The organism is Azospirillaceae bacterium (genome assembly GCA_028283825.1).
Lineage (GTDB): Bacteria > Pseudomonadota > Alphaproteobacteria > Azospirillales > Azospirillaceae > Nitrospirillum.
This window is the reverse complement of sequence record JAPWJW010000003.1, coordinates 119,391-139,025: the sequence shown is the minus strand read 5'-3', so window position 1 is coordinate 139,025 and position 19,635 is coordinate 119,391. Positions and strand designations below refer to the sequence as shown.

Sequence of the window (19,635 nt, the reverse complement as noted above, 5' to 3'; positions counted from 1 at the left end):
TTATGGAACAGGCCGCCCCCGCCCCCGCCCCGGATCCCTTCGACCAGCGCCTGGCCGCCCGCCTGGGCAGCCTGCGCCTGGAACGGGGCTGGACCCTGGAGATATTGGCGGAGCGTAGCGGCATCAGCCGCGCCACCCTGTCCCGCCTGGAACGGGGGGAAACCAGCCCGACCGCCACCTTGCTGGGCCGCCTGTGCACCGCCTATGAGCGGCCGATGTCCCGCCTGCTGGCGGAGGTCGAGGCCGATCCGCAGCAGTTCATTCCGCCCGCCGCGCAGCCGGTCTGGACCGACCCTGAGACCGGCTTCCGCCGCCGCGGCGTCTCACTACCCGCCAGCGGCTATATGACCGAGATGGTGGAGGGCACCCTGCCCGCCGGCGCCGTCATCACTTACCAGGCGCCGCCGGTGGCGGGGTTGGAACATCATCTGTGGATGTTGGCCGGCCGCCTGGACCTGGCGCTGGACGGCACCACCCACGCGCTGTCGGCCGGCGATTGCCTGCGCTACCGCCTGGCGGGGGGCAGCCGCTTCCACTGCCCCGGACCCGAGGCCGCCCGCTACGTCATCGCCATCACCCGCCCCTGAGCCCCCATGACCGTCACCATCCAAGAGATCACCGCCGCCGCGTTGGACCGCCATTGCGATGGCCTGGCCGCCATCCTGCACGCTTGCGTCCTGGGCGGGGCCAGCGTCGGTTTCCTGACGCCCTTCATGATCGAGGAGGCCGCCGCCTTCTTCCAGGGACTACGCCCCGGCCTGGAAAGCGGGGCGCGGCGCCTGATGGGCGCGTGGGAGGGGGGACGGCTGGTGGGCACGGTGCAATTGCTGTTGGCCAACCCCGCCAACGGATCGCACCGGGCGGAGGTCGCCAAGATGCTGGTCCACCCCGACGCCCGCCAGCGCGGCATCGGACGCGCCCTGATGACCGCCGCCGAGACCCTGGCCCGGCGGGAGGGACGCACCCTGCTGCTGCTGGACACCGGCAGCGTGGAGGGCCGCGCGCTCTATCGTTCCGTGGGTTTCGAGATCGTCGGCGAGGTGCCGGAATACGCCCGCCACACCGGCGGCAGCCTGCTGACCACCACCTTCATGATGAAACTGCTGGCACCCGGGACGACGGCACCTGAACCGCCCGCCGACGTGACGGTGACAGCGGCCACGCCCACGCACCCCGAAGCCGTGCGCCTGATGGACATCCTGTCCGACATGCTGGGCGCCCGCTACGGCAGTGATGGCCGCGCTGGCTTCGCCGATTGGACGCCGGAAGGGTCGGTCTTCGCGCTGGCCTGGCGTGATGGCCGCGTGGTGGGCTGCGGCGCCATCCGGCCGCTGCCGGACCTGCCCGGCACGGCGGAGGTCAAACGCATGTACGCCGAACCCGGCAGCGGGGCCGGCGGGGCCGTGCTGCGCTTCCTGGAGAAGCGGGCGCGGGTCCTGGACTATGGCACCCTGGTGCTGGAAACGCGCTGGGCCAATACCCGTGCCGTGGCCTTCTACCAGCGCCATGGGTATGCGAGGTGCGGGAGAATTACGGGCCGTACGGCGGCCATTCCCGGTCGGCCTGCCTGGAGAAAGTACTGGCCTGAACCGGTAAATCCGATGTGTCCCTTGGTGAAAAATGTCGTGAAGACTGGATTTTAGGCCACCCCGCCTTGCCGCCGCCCGGGATGTATGGGTAAGGTCGCCGCTGGCCCCACGGGGGATTGGGGCATCAGACGGGGGCGGTTAAGGCGCAATGGGTTTCACGCTGGCTATCGGCACGTTTCTTCAGCATCTGATCAACGGCCTGACCCTGGGTGCCATCTACGGACTGATCGCCATCGGCTACACCATGGTGTACGGCATCATCCGCATGATCAATTTCGCCCATGGCGAGATTTACATGATCGGCGCCTTCATCGCCGTCACCACCTTCACCATCCTGCTGGGAATGGGCGTCACCTCGGTGGCGCTGGCCCTGGTCATCGTGCTGGCGGTGTCGTGCAGTTTCACCGCCGTCTACGGCTGGTCGATCGAGCGGGTGGCCTATCGCCCCCTGCGCCAGGCGCCCAAGCTGGCGCCCTTCATCTCCGCCATCGGCATGTCCATCGCCCTGCAGAACTTCGTCATGCTGACGCAGGGCGCGCGTTCCAAATCGCTGCCCCCGGTCATGACGGGCGGCATCACCCTGTGGCATGACGGCGACTTCAACCTGGGCATCACCAACATCCAGCTGTTCATCATCCTGCTGACGGTGGCGCTGATGGCCGGGTTCACGCTGGTGATCAACCGCACCGCGCTGGGCCGCGCCCAGCGGGCGTGTGAGCAGGACCGCACCATGGCGGCCTTGCTGGGCATCAATGTCGACCGCACCATCTCCCTCACCTTCGTGCTGGGGGCCGCACTGGCGGCGGTGGCCGGCGTGATGGTCACGCTCTATTACGGCGTCATCGATTTCTACATCGGCTTCCTGGCCGGTATGAAGGCCTTCACCGCCGCCGTGCTGGGCGGCATCGGCAGCCTGCCGGGCGCCATGCTGGGGGGATTGCTGATCGGCCTGATCGAGGCGTTCTTTTCGGGATACGTCTCCAGCGCCTACAAGGACGTGGCGGCGTTTTCCATCCTGATCCTGGTGCTGGTGGTCCGCCCTTCGGGCCTGCTGGGCCGCCCCGACATCGAGAAGGTGTGAGGGCATCGCCATGACCATCCCCACCCACGCCATCCCCCTGACCCAGCGCCTGCGCGAATGCGGCATCGCCGCCCTGATCGCCATGGCGCTGGCGGTACCCTTCCTGGGCCTGCGCACCATCAACCTGGACCAGGGCCTGGTGGTGGACACCCGCCTGTCCTATGTGCCGCTGGCGGGCCTGATCGTCTTCATCGGCCGCCTGGCTGCAGGATTGCTGGCGGCCCCGTTGCGCCACGCGCTGGCCCCGGTGGCCGCTTGGCGCCCGCCGGCCGGCGCGCAACGGTTCCGGCCCTATGGCGGCCCCCTGCTGGTGCTGGCCGCCGCCATCCTGCCCTTCCTGCCCTTCGCCAACCGCTACATCATCGACCTGGGCACCAACGCCATGATCTACGTGCTGCTGGCCACGGGACTCAGCATCACGGTCGGCCTGGCGGGTTTGCTGGATCTGGGATTCGCCGCCTTCTACGCCATCGGCGCCTATACCTGCGCCCTGACCACGACGCAGCTGCATTGGGGTTTCTGGCCGGCGCTGCTGGCCGGCGGGGTGGCGTCCAGCCTGTTCGCCGCCCTGCTGTCCCTGCCCATCCTGCGGCTGCGCGGCGACTACCTGGCCATCGTCACCCTGGGCTTTGGTGAGATCACCCGCATCGTCATCCTGAACTGGCAGGGCCTGACCGGCGGGCCCAACGGCGTGTCCGGCATCGCCCGGCCCACCCTGTTCGGCCTGACCTTCGACCGCCGCGCGCCGGACGGCGGCCACACGTTCAGTGAGGTGACGGGCATCGCCTACGCCCCGGAACAGCGGCTGATCTTCCTCTACCTCGTCATCCTGGCGCTGACGGCCCTGGCGGCCTATGGCGTGGCGCGCCTGCGCCGCCTGCCCATCGGCCGCGCGTGGGAGGCGCTGCGCGAAGATGAGATCGCCTGCCGATCGCTGGGCATCAACCCCACCATGGTGAAGGTCTCGGCCTACGCCACCGGCGCCCTGATGGGCGGCCTGGCCGGCTGCTGCTTCGCGGCGCGCCAGGGCTTCGTCAGTCCCGAAAGCTTCGGCTTCATGGAATCGGCCACCATCCTGGCCATCGTCGTGCTGGGCGGCATGGGCAGCCAGGCGGGCGTGATCATCGCCGCCTTGTTCATCGTCGTGCTGCCCGAACTGGCGCGCGGCTTCGCCGACTACCGCATGCTGGCCTTCGGCGTGGCCATGATCCTGATCATGATCTGGCGGCCCGGCGGCCTGATATCCGGCCGCAGCCCCACCATCCGGTTGTCATCGCGCAAAAAGCCCGTGGCGGAGGTCGCGTGATGACCGGGACCGAACCTTTATTGGACGTCCAGGGCCTGACCATGCGTTTCGGCGGCCTGCTGGCCGTGGACCATGTCGACCTGACGGCCCAGGCCAACCAGATCACAGCATTGATCGGCCCCAATGGGGCGGGCAAGACCACCATCTTCAACTGCCTGACCGGTTTCTACAAACCGACATCCGGCCGCCTGCTGTTGCGCCATCCCCGGCGCGGGGGCGTGGAGTTGCAGAAGCTGAAGGGTTATGGCGTGGCACGGGCCGGCGTGGTCCGCACCTTCCAGAACATCCGCCTGTTCCCCAGCATGACCGTGCTGGAAAACCTGCTGGTGGCGCAGCATCGCGTGCTGATGCGCAAGTCCGTCCTGTCCATCGCCGGATTGCTGAACCTCAAGGGCTGGCGCGCGGCGGAGGAACAGGCGGTGGAGACGGCGCACGACTGGCTGCGCCGGCTGGACCTGCTGGCCGTGGCGGATGAGGAGGCGGGCACCCTGTCCTACGGCATGCAGCGCCGGGTGGAGATCGCCCGCGCCATGAGCACCAACCCCCTGCTGCTGTGCCTGGATGAGCCGGCCGCCGGCCTGAACCCGCGTGAGACGCGGGCCCTGGCCGATCTGCTGGCCGGCATCCGCGCCGAACACGGCATCGGCATCCTGCTGATCGAACATGACATGGGCCTGGTCATGGACATTTCCGACCGCATCTTCGTCGTCGACCACGGTGCGCGCATCGCCGCCGGCACCCCGGCCGAGATCCGCAGCGACGACCGGGTGATCAAGGCCTATCTGGGCGAACCCGACAGCGACGATGTGCCGGCCGCCGGCGCGGGGGCGGTGTGATGACCGGCGCCCCCATCCTGCAACTGTCCGACGTGCACGCCAGCTACGGCCCCGTGCACGCGCTCCGCGGTGTCAACGTCACGGTGAACGAGGGGGAGATCGTCACCCTGATCGGCGCCAACGGGGCCGGCAAGTCCACCCTGCTGATGACCATCTGCGGCCAGCCGGTGGCGCGTCAGGGCCAAATCCTGTTCGACGGCCGCAACCTGGTGGGGGCGGCCCCGCACCAGATCGCCGCATCCGGCATCGCCCAGGTGCCGGAGGGTCGGCGCATCTTCCCGCGCATGACGGTGCTGGAAAACCTGCAACTGGGCGCCACCCTGGCCGACCCCAAACACTTCGCCGAGGATCTGGCCACCGCCTACCGGCTGTTCCCCATCCTGGAAAAGCGCCAGGCCCAGCGCGCCGGCACCCTGTCGGGCGGGGAGCAGCAGATGCTGGCCATCTCCCGCGCGCTGATGAGCCGGCCGCGCGTGCTGCTGCTGGACGAACCCTCCCTGGGCCTGGCCCCGCTGATCATCCGCCAGATCTTCCAGGTGATCGAACAGCTGAACCGCGAGCGCGGCATGACCATCCTGCTGGTGGAACAGAACGCCTACCACGCCCTCAAGCTGGCCCACCGCGCCTACGTCCTGGCCCAGGGCGAGGTGGTGCTGACGGGTTCAGGCCGTGAGCTGCTGGCGAATGAGCAGGTGCGCGCGGCTTACCTTGAGGGCGGGGCGCATTAAGCTCAGGCGGTCCGCTTGAGTGCTTCCTGGACGAAGTCGGGATTCTTGGCGATCACCCGCAGATAGGCTTTCGCCGTGGCATCCGGTTCCTTCCGGCCCTGCTCCCAGTCGCGCAGCGTGCCGATGGGCACCTGGAAGCGCGCGGCGAACTCCTCCTGCGTCAGCCCCAGCGCCCGGCGCATCGTCCGCACCTGCGGCACCCGGCGCATGCGGGACATGTCCTCGGGCGTCAACGGACGGGCGTCCGGGTCGCTCAGCGCCGCCTGGTGACGCTCCTCCTCCGACATCGCGTCGAAGCGCGCGAAAGGGGCAGCGTCGGGGTCAGGCGTTTTCGCCGTGGTATCGTCGGCGCTCATGGGGCTCGGCTCCTCTGGCGGAGATAATGCGGATATTGTCATTCCGCAGCGTATAGACGACGCAAAACAGGCGGCCTTCCGCCATACCGATGATGATGAAGCGCTCTTCACCATAGTCTTCACGTTCATCAGTCCATTCAAGCGCGAATGGATCGTTGAAGACGGCCTGGGCCTCCTCAAATCGCACGCCATGCTTGGCGAAATTGATGGCGGCCTTTTGCTCGTCCCACTGATACATGGCGCCCCCTGCAAGACAGAACAAGACTACGGCTAAGCCGTAGTTTGGTCAAGCCCGCAGCAATCCCGATCAGTGGGATCAGCGCGCACCCAGCGTGAAGTCCGCCATCGCCGACCAGTCACGGTCGCCCATGCCGGCCTCGCTCGCCGCTTGCATCTGGGCGCGCACGGCGTCCAGCATCGGTAGTGCCTTGCCTGACGCCTCACCGGCGGCGGTAGCCAGGCGCAGGTCTTTCAGGCCCAGGGCCAGGCGGAACCCAGCCTCGTAATCGCCGGCCAGGATCTTGCCGCCGTAGTTCTCATAGGCGCGGCAGCCGAATAGCGTGGTGGTCATCAGGTCGATGAACGCCGCCGGTTCCACCCCCTGCGCGCGGGTGATCGCCACCCCTTCCGCCAGCGCCTCGATGGCCATGGCGATCATCATGTTGCCGGCCACCTTGGCGGCGTTGGCCTGGGCCGGGTTTTCGCCCATGACGAAGACGCGCTGGCCCAGGATGTCCAGGACGGGGCGGACCTTGGCGATGGCGTTCGCGTCGCCCGCCACCATGAAGTTCAGCTTGGCGGCGGCCGCCACTTCCGGCCGGCCGAAGACGGGGGCGGAGAGGTAGGCGATGCCCCGGTCGGCATGCCAGGCCGCCAGTTCATCGGCGAAGGCCACGGAGATGGTGGCCGACACGATGTGAACCACGCTGGGGCGTGCCTGGCCCAACGCACCGCCGTCCAGCACCACCGCGCGGATGGCCGCATCATCCGACAGCATGGTGAAGACGATGTCCGCGTCGAACGCCGCCGCCGGGGTGGCGGCGATGGTCATGCCCGGCACCGCGTCGGGGGCCACGGGGCTGCGGTTCCAGGCGCAGACGGCATGGCCCGCCGCCGCCAGGTTGCGCGCCATCGCCGTCCCCATGCGGCCCAGACCGATGAAGCCGATATCCATCAGACCCCTCCTTCCCTGTCCGCCGGGTCGGACGCGTGCCGGCCCAGCCAGGCCAGCACCGGCGCCAGCGCCGCGTCGGAGTTCCTCTCATAGATCAGGCCGTGGCCGTTGCCGTGCACACCATGATCGGGCAGGTGCATCAGTTGGGCGGAGGCACCGGCGGCGTTCAGGAAATCGGCCGTCGGCGGGCTGGCCGCGGCGAAGGCCGATGCCCCGGCCGTGACGATCAGGATGGGCAGGCCCGCCAGCGCCGGCAGGCGCAGTTGGCCGGGGGCGACGTCGCGCACCTGCGCCGGGTCCGTCACCGGTGGTTCGAACCGCAAGGGGGCCGCCGCCGGCCCCCAGCTCATGGGGCCGATGTTGGGGATGTCGGCGAAGGGCGGGCCCATCGGCTCCACCGCCACGATGGCGACGACCAGGCCCGGGCGCCGGTCGGCGATCAACCAGCCGGCGGGGCCGGAGGCGGAATGGGTCAGCAGGATGGCCGGCCCGACGCGGTCCAGCAGGGCCGCCGTGCGGTCCGCGTCCAGGGTCTGCGACAGTTCCAGATCGGCCGGCAGCGGGCCGTAACCGGCGATGAATTCATCCATCGCGGCCTCGTCATCCGGCGCAAACGGCCATTGCGTGTGCGCCTCGGCGGCCCCCGCCGGGAAATAGATCTGGCGGCCCCCTTCGTAGGAGAAGGGCGGGCCCATGGCGCCCAAGGTCGCGGTATGAAAGGGGGCGCGGCCGTGGCCCGGCCGGTCGACCACCAGCACGGCGTAGCCGGCCTCCACCAGGCGCTGGGCCCAGCCGGGCCGCCCGTCCGGCGTCTCGAACCACTCCGTGCCCTGGAAGCCGCCGCCATGCATGAGGATGACAGGCCAGGGCTGGGTGACCTGCTCCGGTGCCTCCCACTCCACGAACATGGGACCGCGCTGATAGGTGCGCCCGTCCAGTTGGACGCGATCGCCGGCGATCCAGAAATGGCCCCGGCGGACGGTGCGGGGCGCCACATCGCGCCAGAACGGCATCGTCGTCCCGCTCATAACGCCACCGCCCGCACGCGGCTGGGCGTCAGGTCGGTGAAACGGGCCACATCCGCCATCACCTCGGGCACCTCCGGTGAGGCGAAGGCGGCGGCCACCGCCGCCGCGTCCCGGAAACGGCATTCGCAGATGGCGAGGGTACCCGCCGCATCCACCGCCGGATAGAAGGCGGCCACGCTGGTCAGGCCGTATTGCGCCCACGCCCGCAACACCAGCGGCAGGTGGTGGTCGACATAATAGGCGCGGTCGAACCGCGCGTCCGGCGTGCCGGTGTAGGTGACGTAGATGACCACGCCGCTTTCGTCATCGCTCATTTGGGAACTCCCTTATTCAGGCGCCGAAGCCGCCATCGATGGTGTGCAGGGCGCCGGTGATGCCGCCGGCGTCGGCCCCCGCCAGGAAGGCGGCCAGGCCCGCGACCTCCCCGGCCGTGCCATGGCGCTTGATGGCCATGACGCCGTGCATCTGGCCGGCCAGCGGCCCATCGGCCGGGTTCATGTCGGTGTCGGTGGGGCCCGGCTGGATCACGTTCACGGTGATGCCCAGGGGCCCGAAATCACGGGCCAGACCACGCGCCAGGCCCTGGAGCGCCGACTTGGTCATGGCGTAGGCGGCGAGGCCCGCGAACGGCACGCGGTCGCCGTTGACGGAGCCGACGAACAGGATACGGCCGCCCTGGGGCATGGTGCGGGCCGCCGCCACGGCGGCGTGATAGGCCGCACGCACGTTGACGTCGATCATGCGATCGACCGCGTCCGCATCCAGTTCCAATGGATCGCCCGCGACAAACAGGCCAGCGTTGAAGACGAAGATGTCGATGGGGCCGGCGGCGGCGATGGCCCCCTGCATGGCGGCCCGGTCGGCGGCATCGACGCACAGGGCCGTGGCGCCGGTTTCAGCCGCCACCGTCCCGGCGGCATCCGTCGAGCCGGCATAGGTGAACAGCACGTCGGCCCCCTCCCCCGCGAACCGGGCCACGATGGCGGCGCCGATCCCCCGGCTGCCGCCGATGACCATGACCTTCTTGCCCTGGAAAACCCTCATATCCATCACCCTTGCGACTTATTGAGTGATCGCTATATAAATCGCCAAGACGACGGGCCGCAAGGATTTTTATAGTGAGCGCTAATTTATTATCCGCCGACGCGCCCCAGGGCCGGGGCCGTCCCCGCACCTTTGATCCGGAGGGCGCGCTGGCCATCGGACAGGCGCTGTTCCATGCCCATGGTTATGAGGGGGTGGGCCTGGCGGCATTGACCCAGGCGCTGGGCATCAAGCCGCCCAGCTTCTACGCGGCGTTCGGCAGCAAGGCGGCCTTCTTCGGTCGGGTGCTGGAGCGGTACGCGGCCGCCACCCTGCCGCTGGATGAGATCCTCCAGCCCGGCCGGCCGCCGATAGAGGCCCTGGCGACCCTGCTGGACCAGGCGGCGCGGACCTACGCGGCCGATCCCGCCCGGCCCGGCTGCCTGGTGCTGGAGGCGGTGCGCGGCACCGGCGACGCGGAAAGCCTGGCGCTGGCGCGGCAGACGGCCGGGCGCAAGCGGGCCGCCATCCGCGCCTTCATCGGCCGGACGCACCCTGAGACCGCCGACACGGCCACCGACATGGTGGTGACCACCATGTCCGGCCTGTCAGCCGGCGCGCGCGAAGGCTGGAATGTGGAGCGGCTGGTCGCCGTGGCGCGGGTCACGACGGCAGGGCTGGGCACGCTGCTGGGCTGAACCCCTACTATACCCCTCAAGCGCCGGGCAGGCGCATCCGCGCCCTTGGCTTCCTCAGTTTCCGGTCCACTGCGTTCCCCGGAAACTTCCGGCGGACGCCGTCGCGTCCTACAGCGGCACGAGTCACTCGTGCCGCTGGTATTATTCCGCCGCGTCGCCGATCCCCTTGGCGGCGTCGAACTGCAGGGCGGCCAGACGGGCGTAGAGGCCGCCCTGGCGGATCAGGTCCTCATGCCGGCCGCTGGCGACGATCTGGCCCTTTTCCAGGACGATGATGCGGTCGGCGTTCAGCACGGTGGCCAGGCGGTGGGCGATGATCAGGGTGGTGCGGTCCTTCATCAGGGTTTCCAGCGCCTGCTGCACCGCCCGTTCGCTCTGCGCGTCCAGGGCGGAGGTCGCCTCATCCAGCAGCAAGATCTTCGGGTTGCGCAGGATGGCGCGGGCGATGGCGATGCGCTGGCGCTGGCCGCCGGACAAGCGCACGCCCTTCTCCCCCAGATAGGTGTCCAGGCCCTCGGGCAGGGCCTCCAGGAAGTCCAGCGCATGGGCGGCGTGGGCGGCGGCGCGCACTTCCTCGTCACTGGCCTCGGGCCGGCCGTAGCGGATGTTCTCCCGCGCATTCGTGGAGAAGATCACCGCCTCCTGCGGGACGATGCCCAGGCGGGCGCGCACCGCCGCCGGGTCGGCCGCGCGCACGTCCACACCGTCCACCAGCACGCGGCCGCCCTGGGGATCGTAGAAACGCAGCAGCAGCTGGAACAGGGTGGTCTTGCCAGCACCGCTGGGGCCGACGATGGCCACGGTCTCACCCGGCGCCACCGTCAGGTCCAGCCCTTCCAGGGCGGCGTAGTCGGGGCGGGCCGGGTAATGGAAACGCACCCCCTCGAACGCCACGGTACCCAGGGGCGTGGCCGGCAGGGGAACCGGGTTGGCCGGGGCCACGACATCGGAGCGGGTTTCCAGCAGGTCCACCAGCCGTTCCATGGCGCCGGCGGCGCGCTGCAACTCCCCCGTCACTTCCGAGATGGCGCCGACCGATCCCGCCACCATGACGGAATAGAAGATGAAGGCCGACAACTGGCCGGCGGAGATGCGGCCGGCCAGCACGTCGTGGCCGCCGATCCACAGGATGACGCCGATGGCGCCCATCACCAGCGAGATGATGATCATGGCCATCAGGGCCCGCACGCGGATGCGGCGCACGGCGGTGCCGAAGGCATCCTCCACCCGCTGGCCGAACTGTGCCCGTTCCAGCGCCTCATGCCCGAAGGCCTGGACGATGCGGATGCCGCCCAGCGTCTCATCCACCTGGGCGCCGACGTCGGCCACGCGGTCCTGGCTGGCCTTGCTGAGCTTGCGCAAGGACCGGCCCAGCACGACGATGGGCAGCACCACCAGCGGCACGACGATCAGCACCAGGGCCGTCAGCTTGGCGCTGGTGACGGCCAGCATGATCAGGCCGCCCAGCAGCATGAGCGTGTTGCGCAGCGCGATGGAGACGGTCGATCCCACCACCGTCTGCAACAGGGTGGTGTCGGTGGTCAGGCGGGACAGCACCTCACCCGTGCGGGTCGATTCGAAAAATGCCGGGGAAAGGGTCAACAAATGGTCGAAAACCGCACGCCTGATATCGGCCACCACCCGTTCGCCCACCCAGGAGACCAGGGAAAATCGCACATAGGTCGATCCGGCCAGCACCAGGATGACACCCAGCATGACCAGCAGCGCATGGTCCAGCAGGCCGGGGTTGCTGGTGACGAAACCCTGGTCCACCACGGCCTGCAGGCCCCGGCCCATGCCGATGGTGGTGGCCGCCGCCAGCATCAGCGCCACGCCGGCGCCCACGGAATGCCAGATGTACGGCTTGACGAAAGGCACCAGGAAAGACAACGGCCGCAATGACTTACGGGCAGGGCTTGTGGCTTCGGTCGTACGGGCGTCGGTCACCGGCGAAGGTCCCAATCTTGGTTATGGCCTTGACAAGGCCTGGCTTGGCGGCGCCCCCTTGCTTGCGGATCAAGGGGTTTCCCCGCGCGCGCCATGGGCTTAGGTAATGCGTCCCGGGCCCCAGGGCAACCGCGACCGGCCGCAAACCCGCAGCCATGCGACTTTATGGTTGCAGCGCGCCGCAAACGCACGAGATCGGCTGTTGATAAGAGCGCCGGTTTTGGCTATAAGCGCGGCTTCCAATTTTGAGATTTGTTTTGGGACTTGGGCGATCATGAAAGCTGACATCCACCCGGACTACCATGAGATCAACGTCGTGATGACCGACGGGACCTCGTTCAAGACCCGGAGCACCATGGGCAAGGCCGGCGACACGCTGCGCCTGGACATCGATCCGAAGTCTCACCCGGCCTGGACCGGTGTGCAGAAGCTGATCGACACCGGCGGCCAGATCGCGAAGTTCAACCGCCGCTTCTCGGGCCTGGGCCTGAAGTAAGAAGCCGCGGCGCGACTTCTCGCGACGCTGTACGAGCTTTCAGAAAAGGGCGTCCCACATTCGGGGCGCTCTTTTTTGCTGCCTGCACGTTCGCGTATTCCCTCAGTCGTTCCCCGGAAAGTTCCGGCGGCCGCAGTCGCGGCCTAGGAAATATGCGCTTGTACCGTTGAAGGCCGGCGACTGCCGGCCCCGCAGCGAGCACCGTAGGGCGGAGCGAGGATAGCCAAGGGCCCGGATGGGCCCGCCGGCGCCTGAGGGAACAGCGTAACTAAGCCACGCTGCGCCGGTACTGGTCTTCCAGGCGCTCGGCCCGCATGTAGAGGCTGTGGCTGCGTTGCAGCAGGGAGCGCAGGCCCCCGGGCAGTTCCATGTTTTCCGGGCCGGAGGGGTCGCTGCACACCACGCCGCCCGACAGGGCGAACTGTTCCGACAGCACCTGGTCCGCCGTCAGCTCATGCGCGTACAGGGCCTTCAGGGCCAGCAGCCATGCCATGACCTGGGTCAGGCGGCTGGTGACGCGCAGGGATTCGTAGCTGATCTGAAGCCGCACCTGGGGCGGCAGGCCCCGCTGGTCCTTGGCTTCCTGGAAGGCCACATAGTTCCTGGCCTCCACCAGAAGGGCCATCGTCTCTTCGTACGTCCGGTCGAAAAAGGCATTGGACTCGATCAACGACGTACCTTTCACAAGGGGCCCCGAGGGGCAGCTTATGGGTGGCTCACCTGGCCACCGTTCTGAACTTTAAGGGCGAAATGCGCCCGCCCGCAACCCGCGCGACCACGGGTCACCTTCTGGGCGGGGGATGCGACGCGTCAGGTTGCCACGAAAGGCTTAAGGCTTCGGAAACATGTCCTCGCCTTTCGGTGGACAGTCCTTCCCCCGATTTTTCCGGATCCGAGCCCCTATTGAAATCCGGGGCCGGGCGTCACACCTCCAAGGGCGTCGGCGGGAATGCCCAATACGGGGTTCCCGGCCGACATGAGCCCCACCCGATGGACGGCCCTTCCGGCGCCCGGGGAACGGGGTTATCGCTCAACGGAGGATCATCATGCGCAGTCACGACCTTTCCCCCCTGTTTCGTTCCACCGTCGGCTTCGACCGCCTGACCCGCCTGATGGAGTCGGCGCTGAAAACCGAGGACCAGGGCAACGCCTATCCCCCGTACAACATCGAGAAGCGGGGTGAGGACAATTACCGCATCACCATGGCGGTCGCGGGCTTCGGCCAGGAAGAGATCGACATCGTCGCGCAGGAGAACGCGCTGACGGTCATCGGCAAGTCCCGCAAGGATGAGCCGGCGGAACAGCAGACCCAGTTCCTGCACCGTGGCATCGCGGGCCGGGCGTTCGAGCGCCGCTTCCAGCTGGCCGACCACATCCATGTGACCGGCGCGTCGCTGGAGAACGGCCTGCTGCACATCGACCTGGTGCGTGAGGTCCCGGAGACGCTGAAGCCCCGCCACATCCCCATCGCCAACCTGAGCCAGGCGGCGACCCAGCTGTCCACCGGCCAGGCGGCCGCAGCTTAACACGGACTGCACGGGTGTCCCGGGCGGCGGGGGACCGCTCGGGGACGTCCACCTGAGCCACAAACGGAAAGGGCCGCAGCTTTGCGCTGCGGCCCTTTCACATTCCCAGCGGCGCCGGTTTTCCGGCTGCCTGATTTTGCCCGCCCGTTCAACCCGTACCAAACTTCGAGACGGACGGTATGCAGGCTACGCGGACCAGTCAACCCACTTTGGCAAGAAGCCGCACAGATCGGTCAAGGCACCGTCACAATTTTGCCACATGAGGGGTACCTCAAACGGCGGGACTGAGCTTATCAAGCCGTTGATCCAATGAGACTTTCTGCCCGTATCCGACATCGGCCAGGGCTGTTTCAATTTCGCCCAGAATAACCGGGTCGTCGATGGTGGCCGGCATCTTCCACGGTTCGCTGTCCGCGATCTTCTGCATGGTTGCCCGCAGTATTTTGCCGGAGCGTGTCTTGGGCAGGCGATCCACAACCACCGCCTGGCGGAAGGCGGCCACCGGCCCGATGGTCTCGCGCACCCGCCGCACCACCTCCGCCACGATATCGGCATGCGGCCGGTCGACCCCCGCCTTCAGCACCAGGAAACCCAGGGGCAATTGCCCTTTCAGCGCGTCATGCACGCCGATGACGGCGCATTCCGCCACGTCTGGGTGATCGGCCAGCACCTCTTCCATGGCGCCGGTGGACAGTCGATGGCCGGCCACGTTGATGATGTCGTCAGTGCGGGCCATGATGAACAGATAGCCGTCCTCATCCATGTAGCCGGCGTCCGACGTCTGGTAGAAGCCCGGGAAGTCGGACAGATAGCTGCGGATGAAGCGTTCCTGCGCGTTCCACAGCGTCGGCAAGGCGCCGGGCGGCAGGGGCAGGCGCACGGCCACCGCGCCCAAGGTGCCGGGCGCCACCTCATGCCCGCGCACATCCAGCACCCGCACGTCCCACCCCGGCAGCGGCCGGCAGACCGAGCCATGCTTGACCGGCAGCAGTTCCAGGCCGGCCGGGTTGCCCGCCACCGGCCAGCCGGTTTCCGTCTGCCACCAATTGTCGATCACCGGCACCTTCAGGTGCGATTCGGCCCAGCGCAAGGTGTCGCCGTCCGACCGTTCACCGGCCAGGAACAGCAGGCGGAAATGGCTGAGGTCGTGATGCTTGACCAGCAGCCCCTCCGGATCCTCGCGCTTGATGGCGCGGATGGCGGTGGGGGCGACGAACAGCATGCTCACCTTGTGCTGCGCGACCACCCGCCAGAAGGCGCCGGCGTCGGGCGTGCCGACGGGCTTGCCCTCGTACAGCACGGTGGTGGCGCCATGCAGCAGCGGGGCATAAACGATGTAGCTGTGCCCCACCACCCAGCCCACGTCGCTGGCGGCCCAGAACACCTCCCCCGGTTTCAGCCCGTAGAAATGCTCCATGGTCCATTTCAGCGCCACGGCGTGGCCGCCATTGTCGCGCACCACGCCCTTGGGCTGGCCCGTGGTGCCGGAGGTGTAGAGGATGTACAGCGGGTCGGTGGCCGCCACCGGCACGCAGTCATGCGGCGTGGCCGTCTCCACCGCCGACCAGTCGACATCGCGGCCGGGCCGCATGGCCGCCACCGTCTGCGGCCGTTGCACGATGATGCAGCGGTCGGGCTTGTGGCCGGCCATCTCAATGGCCGCGTCCAACAGGGGTTTGTAGGGAATGACGCGGGCCCCCTCGATTCCGCAGGAGGCGGAGATGACCACCTTGGGCCGGGCATCGTCCAGGCGGGTGGCCAGTTCATGCGGTGCGAAGCCGCCGAACACCACGGAATGGATGGCGCCCAGCCGGGCACAGGCCAGCATGGCCACCACCGCCTCGGCCACCATGGGCATGTAGAGGATGACGCGGTCGCCCTTCCCCACCCCCTGGTCCGCCAGCAGGCCGGCGCACCGCGCCGTCAGGTCCAGAAGCTCGCGGTAGGTGTAGCTGCGCACCGTGCCGGTGATGGGCCGGTCATGGATCAAGGCCACCTGGTCACCCCGGCCGGCCGCCACATGGCGGTCCAGCGCGTTCCAGCAGGTGTTCAGCGTACCGCCGGTGAACCAGCGGAACAGCGGCGCCGCGCGGTCGTCCAGCACATGTTCCCACGGCTCGATCCAATCGATGGCCCGCGCCGCCTCCCCCCAAAACCCTTCCGGGTCGTCCAGCGAGCGGTGATAGGATTCCGCGTAACGTCCGTTCATCGCATACCCCCCCTTGGGGCCCCATGGCGGGCCCCTTTATTCTTGGCACGTGGAATAATGGCGCATGCCGTCGGTGGGTGAACATGCGCCAGATCAACCGCCTGTCCCCATCCTACCGACTCGGGCGGGGGGACCAAGTGACAAGCGTGTAACCCCACCTAAAGAGCGGGGTGACAGCGCCCGGGGGACGTACGGTGTCGCCACATCGGCGATAGGCCCGGTCATGGCGGGCAAAATCGGGCTCAACCATATGGTTCATTCAACGAACCATCCGTGATGCAAGCACCCCGCCAATAGGGTAGAGCAGCGGCGCGGGGTTCCGCTGCGCGCATAAGGCCACTCAGATGATCGCGCGCTCCGCCGCGAAGCTGCTTTCGCGCCCCACCTGATGATAGCAGCGGTCCAGCCATTCGCTGGCGGCCGCGCGCCCCAGGTCGCGCAGATCGGTCAGGAAGCCCCAGTCGGCGTTCAGCTTGCTGGAAACGCCCAGGGCCGCCATCTCCGCCCCCGGTTCCACCAGGTGCAGGAAGACGGGCCGCACCCCACCCTCCGCCGGGTCGATGCCGTGGGTGGCGCACAGGCGGTTCACCAGTTCCAGCGACTTCAGTTCCCGCAGCAGGGTGGCGTTGAAGCCGATCTCGCTCATGCGGTCGACGATGGCGCTGGGGGCCGTGGGCACGGCCGGGCGCTGCAACGGCGTCACCTGCACCACCAGGATGTCGGCGGCGGCACAGTCATGCAGCAGGGGATAGAGGGTAGGGTTGCCCATGTAGCCGCCATCCCAGTACGGCTCCCCCTCAATCTCCACCGCCTGGAACAGGATGGGCACGCAGGCCGAGGCCAACAGCGCGTCCAGCGACAGGTCGCGGCCCTTGAAGACACGCAACTGGCCGCGGTTGACGTTGGTGGCGCTGACGAACAGGCGAATGGTGTCCGAGCGGCGCAGGGCCTCGAAATCGATCAGGCCGTCCAGCACGTCGCGCATGGGGTTGAGGCCCAGCGGGTTGAACTGGTAGGGCGACATCATGCGGACCATCAGGTCCAGCCCGGCATAGACCGGGGAATGGTCCAGGTTGCGCCGCGCGCCGCCGCCGGTCATCCAATCCAGCCAGGTGGGCTGCAAGGGGCCGTTGGCCGAGCTTTTGGCCATGCGCCGCCACAGGCGGTGCAGCAGGCCCCGCGCCTCCTCCGCCCCGCCGGTCAGCAGGCCATAGGCCAGCAGAGCGCCGTTGACGGCGCCGGCGCTGGTGCCGCTGATGCCCTCGACATCCAGGCGGCCGTCCTCAAGCAGGCGGTCGAGCACGCCCCAGGTGAAGGCGCCGTGCGATCCGCCGCCCTGCAAGGCCAGGTTGACGGTGCGGCGGGCGGGTATTTCAGGAACAGGCACGACCTCGGCCTGGGTTTGGGCCCGGGACACCGCTGTCACACGCCGCCGCTTGGGCGCACCACCCGCAGAACCGTCCATCCCGCCTGAACCCTCAAAAGAAAATCATCCCGCCGGCAGAGGCGAAACACAGAATTCGCCGTTCCACCGACGCCGTCATGGTTAACAACCACCGGCATTCGGGCGCGCCATTTCATACCCCGTTACGGGTAGTGGGACAAACCCGACTTGAACAATGCTGATCCTGGGTTAAGGTTAGGTTAGGGACTTGGGGAAAAAGGTATCCCTGTAGGATGCCGACGCCCGGGTGCCGCGAACGACTGAAGGGAAAACGGCCGTGGGCGACGTAGTCAACCTGAACCGGTTCCGCAAGCAGAAGGCCAAGGAAGAGCGGGAGGCCAAGGCGGCCGAGAACCGCGTGGTCCATGGCCGCACCAAGGCCGAGCGCACGGCCGACCAGACACGCCAGGACCGCCAGACGGCGGACATCGATGGCAAGCGGCTGGAGCCCGACGCCGAGGAATAGGCGCCGACACAGGCCCGCCCAAACCATCGCCCCGGAGCGAAGCGACAAGGCCACGACCGTGGCCGCCGGACCTTTCTGGGAAACGTAGTGAACCCGGAAAGGGGGGATAGCCAAGCCGGCGGATGCCGGCGCCCGGCGCCTGAGGGCGCACCAAACAGCCGCCCACCCCGCCCGCGTCAACGTCAACGCGGGCGATTGACATGTCCCATCTTGCGGCCCGGACGGGCCTCCGCCTTGCCGTAGAGGTGCAGGCGGGCGCCAGGTTCGGCCAGCAGATCCGGCCATTGGTCGACGTCATCGCCGATCAGGTTCTTCATCATGCACGGGGCGATGATGTCGGTGCTGCCCAACGGCAGGCCGCAGACCGCGCGCACGAACTGTTCGAACTGGCTGGTGGCACAGAAATCCATGGTCCAGTGACCGGAATTGTGGGGCCGGGGCGCCACCTCGTTCACCAGCACCTGGCCATCGGGCGTCACGAACATCTCCACCGCCAGCAGGCCCACCACGCCCAACGCTTCCGTCAGGGTGCGGGCGATGCGGGTGGCCGCCGTCACGACGGCGGCGTCCACGGCGGCCGGCACCAGGGTTTCGTCCAGGATGCCCTTGGCGTGGCGGTTTTCCACCGGCGGGAACGCGGTCATGACACCGTCGGCGCGGCGCGCCACGATCACCGACACCTCACAGGCGAAGGTGACGAAACCTTCCAGCACGGCATCGGTGGTGGCCAGTTCGGCCCAGGCCTGCGCCGGATCGGTGTCGGCGTTCAGGCGCACCTGGCCCTTGCCGTCATACCCCAGGCGGGTGGATTTCAGGATGGAGGGCGTGCCCAGGTCGGCGATGGCGGCGCGCAGGGACGCCACGTCATTTACCGCCCGGAAGGGGGCGGTGCCGATGCCCAGCCGGTTGGCGAAGGTCTTTTCCGCCAGCCGGTCCTGCGCCACGGCCAACACGCCCGATCCCGGGAAGGTGGGCACGCGGGCGGCCAGGAAATCGATGGTGGTCGTGGGAATGTTCTCCCACTCCAGCGTCACCACGTCGACCGACCGGGCGAAGGCCTCAAGGGCCGCCCAGTCGTCGAAGGCGGCCAGGGTCTCGGCGGCGGCCACCTGGGCGCAGGGGCTGTCCCGGTCCGGCCCGAAGGTGTGGGTGCGATAGCCCAGGTTAGCGGCGGCCAGCGCCGTCATGCGACCCAGTTGGCCGTTGCCCAGCATGCCGATGGTCGAGCCCGGGGGCACCACCTTGAACGCGGTGTTGGTCATGCCTCGTCCTGGGGTTCCAGGGCCACGCGGGCCGTCTGGGCGGCGCGCCAGGCGTCCAGCGCGTCGGCCAGGCGCTTGTCGTTCAGGGCCAGGACGGCGGCGGCCAGCAGGGCGGCGTTGATGGCGCCGGCCTTGCCGATGGCCAGCGTGCCCACCGGGATGCCGCCCGGCATCTGCGCGATGGACAGCAGGCTATCCATACCCTTCAGCGCGTGGCTTTCAACCGGCACGCCGAACACCGGCAACGGCGTCATGGCGGCCGCCATTCCCGGCAGGTGGGCGGCCCCGCCGGCACCGGCGATGATGACCTTCAGGCCACGGTCGCGGGCATTGGTGGCGTAGTCGACCAGGCGATGGGGGGTGCGGTGGGCGGAGACGATGCGCGTCTCGAACGGGACGCCCAATTCCTCAAGCACGGCGGCACCGTGGCGCATGGTCGCCCAGTCGGACTGGCTGCCCATGATGA

At 68.3% G+C, this 19,635-nt stretch carries 22 protein-coding genes; 10 read left to right on the top strand and 12 right to left on the bottom strand.

The genetic code is table 11. The annotated features are described in order from the left end of the window. The first annotated feature begins 2 nt into the window (after positions 1-2). The 6 genes from PW843_12540 (at position 3) to PW843_12515 (ending at position 5,540) form a co-directional block, all read left to right on the top strand. Positions 3-587 (top strand): XRE family transcriptional regulator, encoded by a 585-nt coding sequence (locus tag PW843_12540; protein MDE1147426.1) that lies wholly within the window; start codon positions 3-5, stop codon positions 585-587. A gap of 6 nt (positions 588-593) precedes the next feature. Further along, positions 594-1,643, top strand: a complete 1,050-nt coding sequence (locus PW843_12535) for a GNAT family N-acetyltransferase (GenBank protein MDE1147425.1) — start codon at positions 594-596, stop codon at positions 1,641-1,643. Positions 1,644-1,737: 94 nt separating this feature from the next. Continuing rightward, positions 1,738-2,670, top strand: a complete 933-nt coding sequence (locus tag PW843_12530; protein ID MDE1147424.1) for a branched-chain amino acid ABC transporter permease LivH — start codon at positions 1,738-1,740, stop codon at positions 2,668-2,670. A 10-nt stretch (positions 2,671-2,680) separates the two neighbouring features. Continuing rightward, positions 2,681-3,976, top strand: a complete 1,296-nt coding sequence (gene livM / locus PW843_12525; GenBank protein ID MDE1147423.1) for a high-affinity branched-chain amino acid ABC transporter permease LivM — start codon at positions 2,681-2,683, stop codon at positions 3,974-3,976. Beyond that, on the top strand, positions 3,976-4,812 hold the full coding sequence (gene livG, locus PW843_12520) for a high-affinity branched-chain amino acid ABC transporter ATP-binding protein LivG (protein MDE1147422.1): 837 nt from the start codon (positions 3,976-3,978) through the stop codon (positions 4,810-4,812). Before livM ends, livG begins: the two co-directional genes overlap by 1 nt. A 14-nt stretch (positions 4,813-4,826) precedes the next feature. Further along, on the top strand, positions 4,827-5,540 hold the full coding sequence (locus PW843_12515; protein ID MDE1147421.1) for an ABC transporter ATP-binding protein: 714 nt from the start codon (positions 4,827-4,829) through the stop codon (positions 5,538-5,540). Positions 5,541-5,542: 2 nt separating this feature from the next. On the opposite strand, the gene PW843_12510 is transcribed toward PW843_12515, so the two are convergent. The 6 genes from PW843_12510 to bdcA form a co-directional block, all read right to left on the bottom strand. Then, entirely contained in the window at positions 5,543-5,896 is a 354-nt protein-coding gene (locus PW843_12510; GenBank protein MDE1147420.1) for a helix-turn-helix domain-containing protein, read from the bottom strand. Next, positions 5,862-6,134 (bottom strand): BrnT family toxin, encoded by a 273-nt coding sequence (locus PW843_12505; GenBank protein ID MDE1147419.1) that lies wholly within the window; start codon positions 6,132-6,134, stop codon positions 5,862-5,864. Before PW843_12505 ends, PW843_12510 begins: the two co-directional genes overlap by 35 nt. Positions 6,135-6,212: 78 nt before the next feature. Next, a complete protein-coding gene (locus tag PW843_12500; protein MDE1147418.1) occupies positions 6,213-7,070 on the bottom strand; it encodes an NAD(P)-dependent oxidoreductase in 858 nt (285 codons plus the stop codon). Continuing rightward, on the bottom strand, positions 7,070-8,098 hold the full coding sequence (locus PW843_12495) for an alpha/beta hydrolase (GenBank protein MDE1147417.1): 1,029 nt from the start codon (positions 8,096-8,098) through the stop codon (positions 7,070-7,072). The genes PW843_12500 and PW843_12495 overlap by 1 nt, the downstream gene beginning before the upstream one ends. After that, on the bottom strand, positions 8,095-8,412 hold the full coding sequence (locus PW843_12490; protein ID MDE1147416.1) for an EthD family reductase: 318 nt from the start codon (positions 8,410-8,412) through the stop codon (positions 8,095-8,097). Before PW843_12490 ends, PW843_12495 begins: the two co-directional genes overlap by 4 nt. 16 nt (positions 8,413-8,428) lie before the next feature. Beyond that, a complete protein-coding gene (bdcA, locus tag PW843_12485) occupies positions 8,429-9,142 on the bottom strand; it encodes an SDR family oxidoreductase (GenBank protein ID MDE1147415.1) in 714 nt (237 codons plus the stop codon). Between the two features lie 74 nt (positions 9,143-9,216). Here bdcA and PW843_12480 point away from each other — a divergent pair, with 74 nt between their 5' ends. Beyond that, on the top strand, positions 9,217-9,819 hold the full coding sequence (locus tag PW843_12480) for a TetR/AcrR family transcriptional regulator (protein ID MDE1147414.1): 603 nt from the start codon (positions 9,217-9,219) through the stop codon (positions 9,817-9,819). A gap of 141 nt (positions 9,820-9,960) precedes the next feature. Here the strand turns inward: PW843_12480 and PW843_12475 are convergent, their stop codons facing one another. Further along, positions 9,961-11,766, bottom strand: a complete 1,806-nt coding sequence (locus tag PW843_12475) for an ABC transporter transmembrane domain-containing protein (protein MDE1147413.1) — start codon at positions 11,764-11,766, stop codon at positions 9,961-9,963. 274 nt (positions 11,767-12,040) lie between these two features. Here PW843_12475 and rpmE point away from each other — a divergent pair, with 274 nt between their 5' ends. Beyond that, complete coding sequence (gene rpmE, locus PW843_12470; protein MDE1147412.1) at positions 12,041-12,262, top strand: 50S ribosomal protein L31; 222 nt, start codon at positions 12,041-12,043, stop codon at positions 12,260-12,262. Positions 12,263-12,530: 268 nt separating this feature from the next. Here rpmE and PW843_12465 read toward each other — a convergent pair whose 3' ends face one another. Continuing rightward, positions 12,531-12,932 (bottom strand): DUF1465 family protein, encoded by a 402-nt coding sequence (locus PW843_12465; GenBank protein MDE1147411.1) that lies wholly within the window; start codon positions 12,930-12,932, stop codon positions 12,531-12,533. A gap of 376 nt (positions 12,933-13,308) precedes the next feature. Between PW843_12465 and PW843_12460 the strand changes: the two genes are divergently transcribed. Next, positions 13,309-13,788, top strand: coding sequence for an Hsp20 family protein (locus PW843_12460; protein MDE1147410.1), 480 nt, complete (start codon positions 13,309-13,311; stop codon positions 13,786-13,788). Between the two features lie 271 nt (positions 13,789-14,059). Here PW843_12460 and PW843_12455 read toward each other — a convergent pair whose 3' ends face one another. Both PW843_12455 and PW843_12450 read right to left on the bottom strand, forming a co-directional pair. Continuing rightward, positions 14,060-15,997 (bottom strand): propionyl-CoA synthetase, encoded by a 1,938-nt coding sequence (locus tag PW843_12455; protein ID MDE1147409.1) that lies wholly within the window; start codon positions 15,995-15,997, stop codon positions 14,060-14,062. A 340-nt stretch (positions 15,998-16,337) separates the two neighbouring features. After that, the gene (locus PW843_12450; protein ID MDE1147408.1) at positions 16,338-17,384 is read right to left on the bottom strand and encodes a patatin-like phospholipase family protein; all 1,047 of its coding nucleotides are present in this window, start codon (positions 17,382-17,384) and stop codon (positions 16,338-16,340) included. A gap of 334 nt (positions 17,385-17,718) precedes the next feature. Between PW843_12450 and PW843_12445 the strand changes: the two genes are divergently transcribed. After that, positions 17,719-17,907: a DUF4169 family protein gene (locus PW843_12445; protein ID MDE1147407.1), complete on the top strand. Its 189-nt coding sequence runs from the start codon at positions 17,719-17,721 to the stop codon at positions 17,905-17,907. Between the two features lie 182 nt (positions 17,908-18,089). Here the strand turns inward: PW843_12445 and PW843_12440 are convergent, their stop codons facing one another. Continuing rightward, positions 18,090-19,169, bottom strand: coding sequence for a 5-(carboxyamino)imidazole ribonucleotide synthase (locus tag PW843_12440; GenBank protein MDE1147406.1), 1,080 nt, complete (start codon positions 19,167-19,169; stop codon positions 18,090-18,092). Next, positions 19,166-19,630: a 5-(carboxyamino)imidazole ribonucleotide mutase gene (gene purE / locus PW843_12435; GenBank protein ID MDE1147405.1), complete on the bottom strand. Its 465-nt coding sequence runs from the start codon at positions 19,628-19,630 to the stop codon at positions 19,166-19,168. Before purE ends, PW843_12440 begins: the two co-directional genes overlap by 4 nt. Between the last annotated feature and the right edge of the window lie 5 nt (positions 19,631-19,635).

Excerpts from the sequence above, each read along its gene's own strand:
- livM (MDE1147423.1), top strand. The coding sequence starts at position 2,681 with ATGACCATCCCCACCCACGCCATCCCCCTGACCCAGCGCCTGCGCGAA.
- PW843_12500 (MDE1147418.1), bottom strand. The coding sequence starts at position 7,070 with ATGGATATCGGCTTCATCGGTCTGGGCCGCATGGGGACGGCGATGGCG.
- bdcA (MDE1147415.1), bottom strand. The coding sequence starts at position 9,142 with ATGAGGGTTTTCCAGGGCAAGAAGGTCATGGTCATCGGCGGCAGCCGG.
- PW843_12505 (MDE1147419.1), bottom strand. The coding sequence starts at position 6,134 with ATGTATCAGTGGGACGAGCAAAAGGCCGCCATCAATTTCGCCAAGCAT.
- PW843_12440 (MDE1147406.1), bottom strand. The coding sequence starts at position 19,169 with ATGACCAACACCGCGTTCAAGGTGGTGCCCCCGGGCTCGACCATCGGC.
- purE (MDE1147405.1), bottom strand. The coding sequence starts at position 19,630 with ATGGGCAGCCAGTCCGACTGGGCGACCATGCGCCACGGTGCCGCCGTG.
- PW843_12460 (MDE1147410.1), top strand. The coding sequence starts at position 13,309 with ATGCGCAGTCACGACCTTTCCCCCCTGTTTCGTTCCACCGTCGGCTTC.
- PW843_12530 (MDE1147424.1), top strand. The coding sequence starts at position 1,738 with ATGGGTTTCACGCTGGCTATCGGCACGTTTCTTCAGCATCTGATCAAC.
- livG (MDE1147422.1), top strand. The coding sequence starts at position 3,976 with ATGACCGGGACCGAACCTTTATTGGACGTCCAGGGCCTGACCATGCGT.
- PW843_12540 (MDE1147426.1), top strand. The coding sequence starts at position 3 with ATGGAACAGGCCGCCCCCGCCCCCGCCCCGGATCCCTTCGACCAGCGC.
- PW843_12455 (MDE1147409.1), bottom strand. The coding sequence starts at position 15,997 with ATGAACGGACGTTACGCGGAATCCTATCACCGCTCGCTGGACGACCCG.
- PW843_12510 (MDE1147420.1), bottom strand. The coding sequence starts at position 5,896 with ATGAGCGCCGACGATACCACGGCGAAAACGCCTGACCCCGACGCTGCC.
- PW843_12490 (MDE1147416.1), bottom strand. The coding sequence starts at position 8,412 with ATGAGCGATGACGAAAGCGGCGTGGTCATCTACGTCACCTACACCGGC.
- rpmE (MDE1147412.1), top strand. The coding sequence starts at position 12,041 with ATGAAAGCTGACATCCACCCGGACTACCATGAGATCAACGTCGTGATG.
- PW843_12535 (MDE1147425.1), top strand. The coding sequence starts at position 594 with ATGACCGTCACCATCCAAGAGATCACCGCCGCCGCGTTGGACCGCCAT.
- PW843_12495 (MDE1147417.1), bottom strand. The coding sequence starts at position 8,098 with ATGAGCGGGACGACGATGCCGTTCTGGCGCGATGTGGCGCCCCGCACC.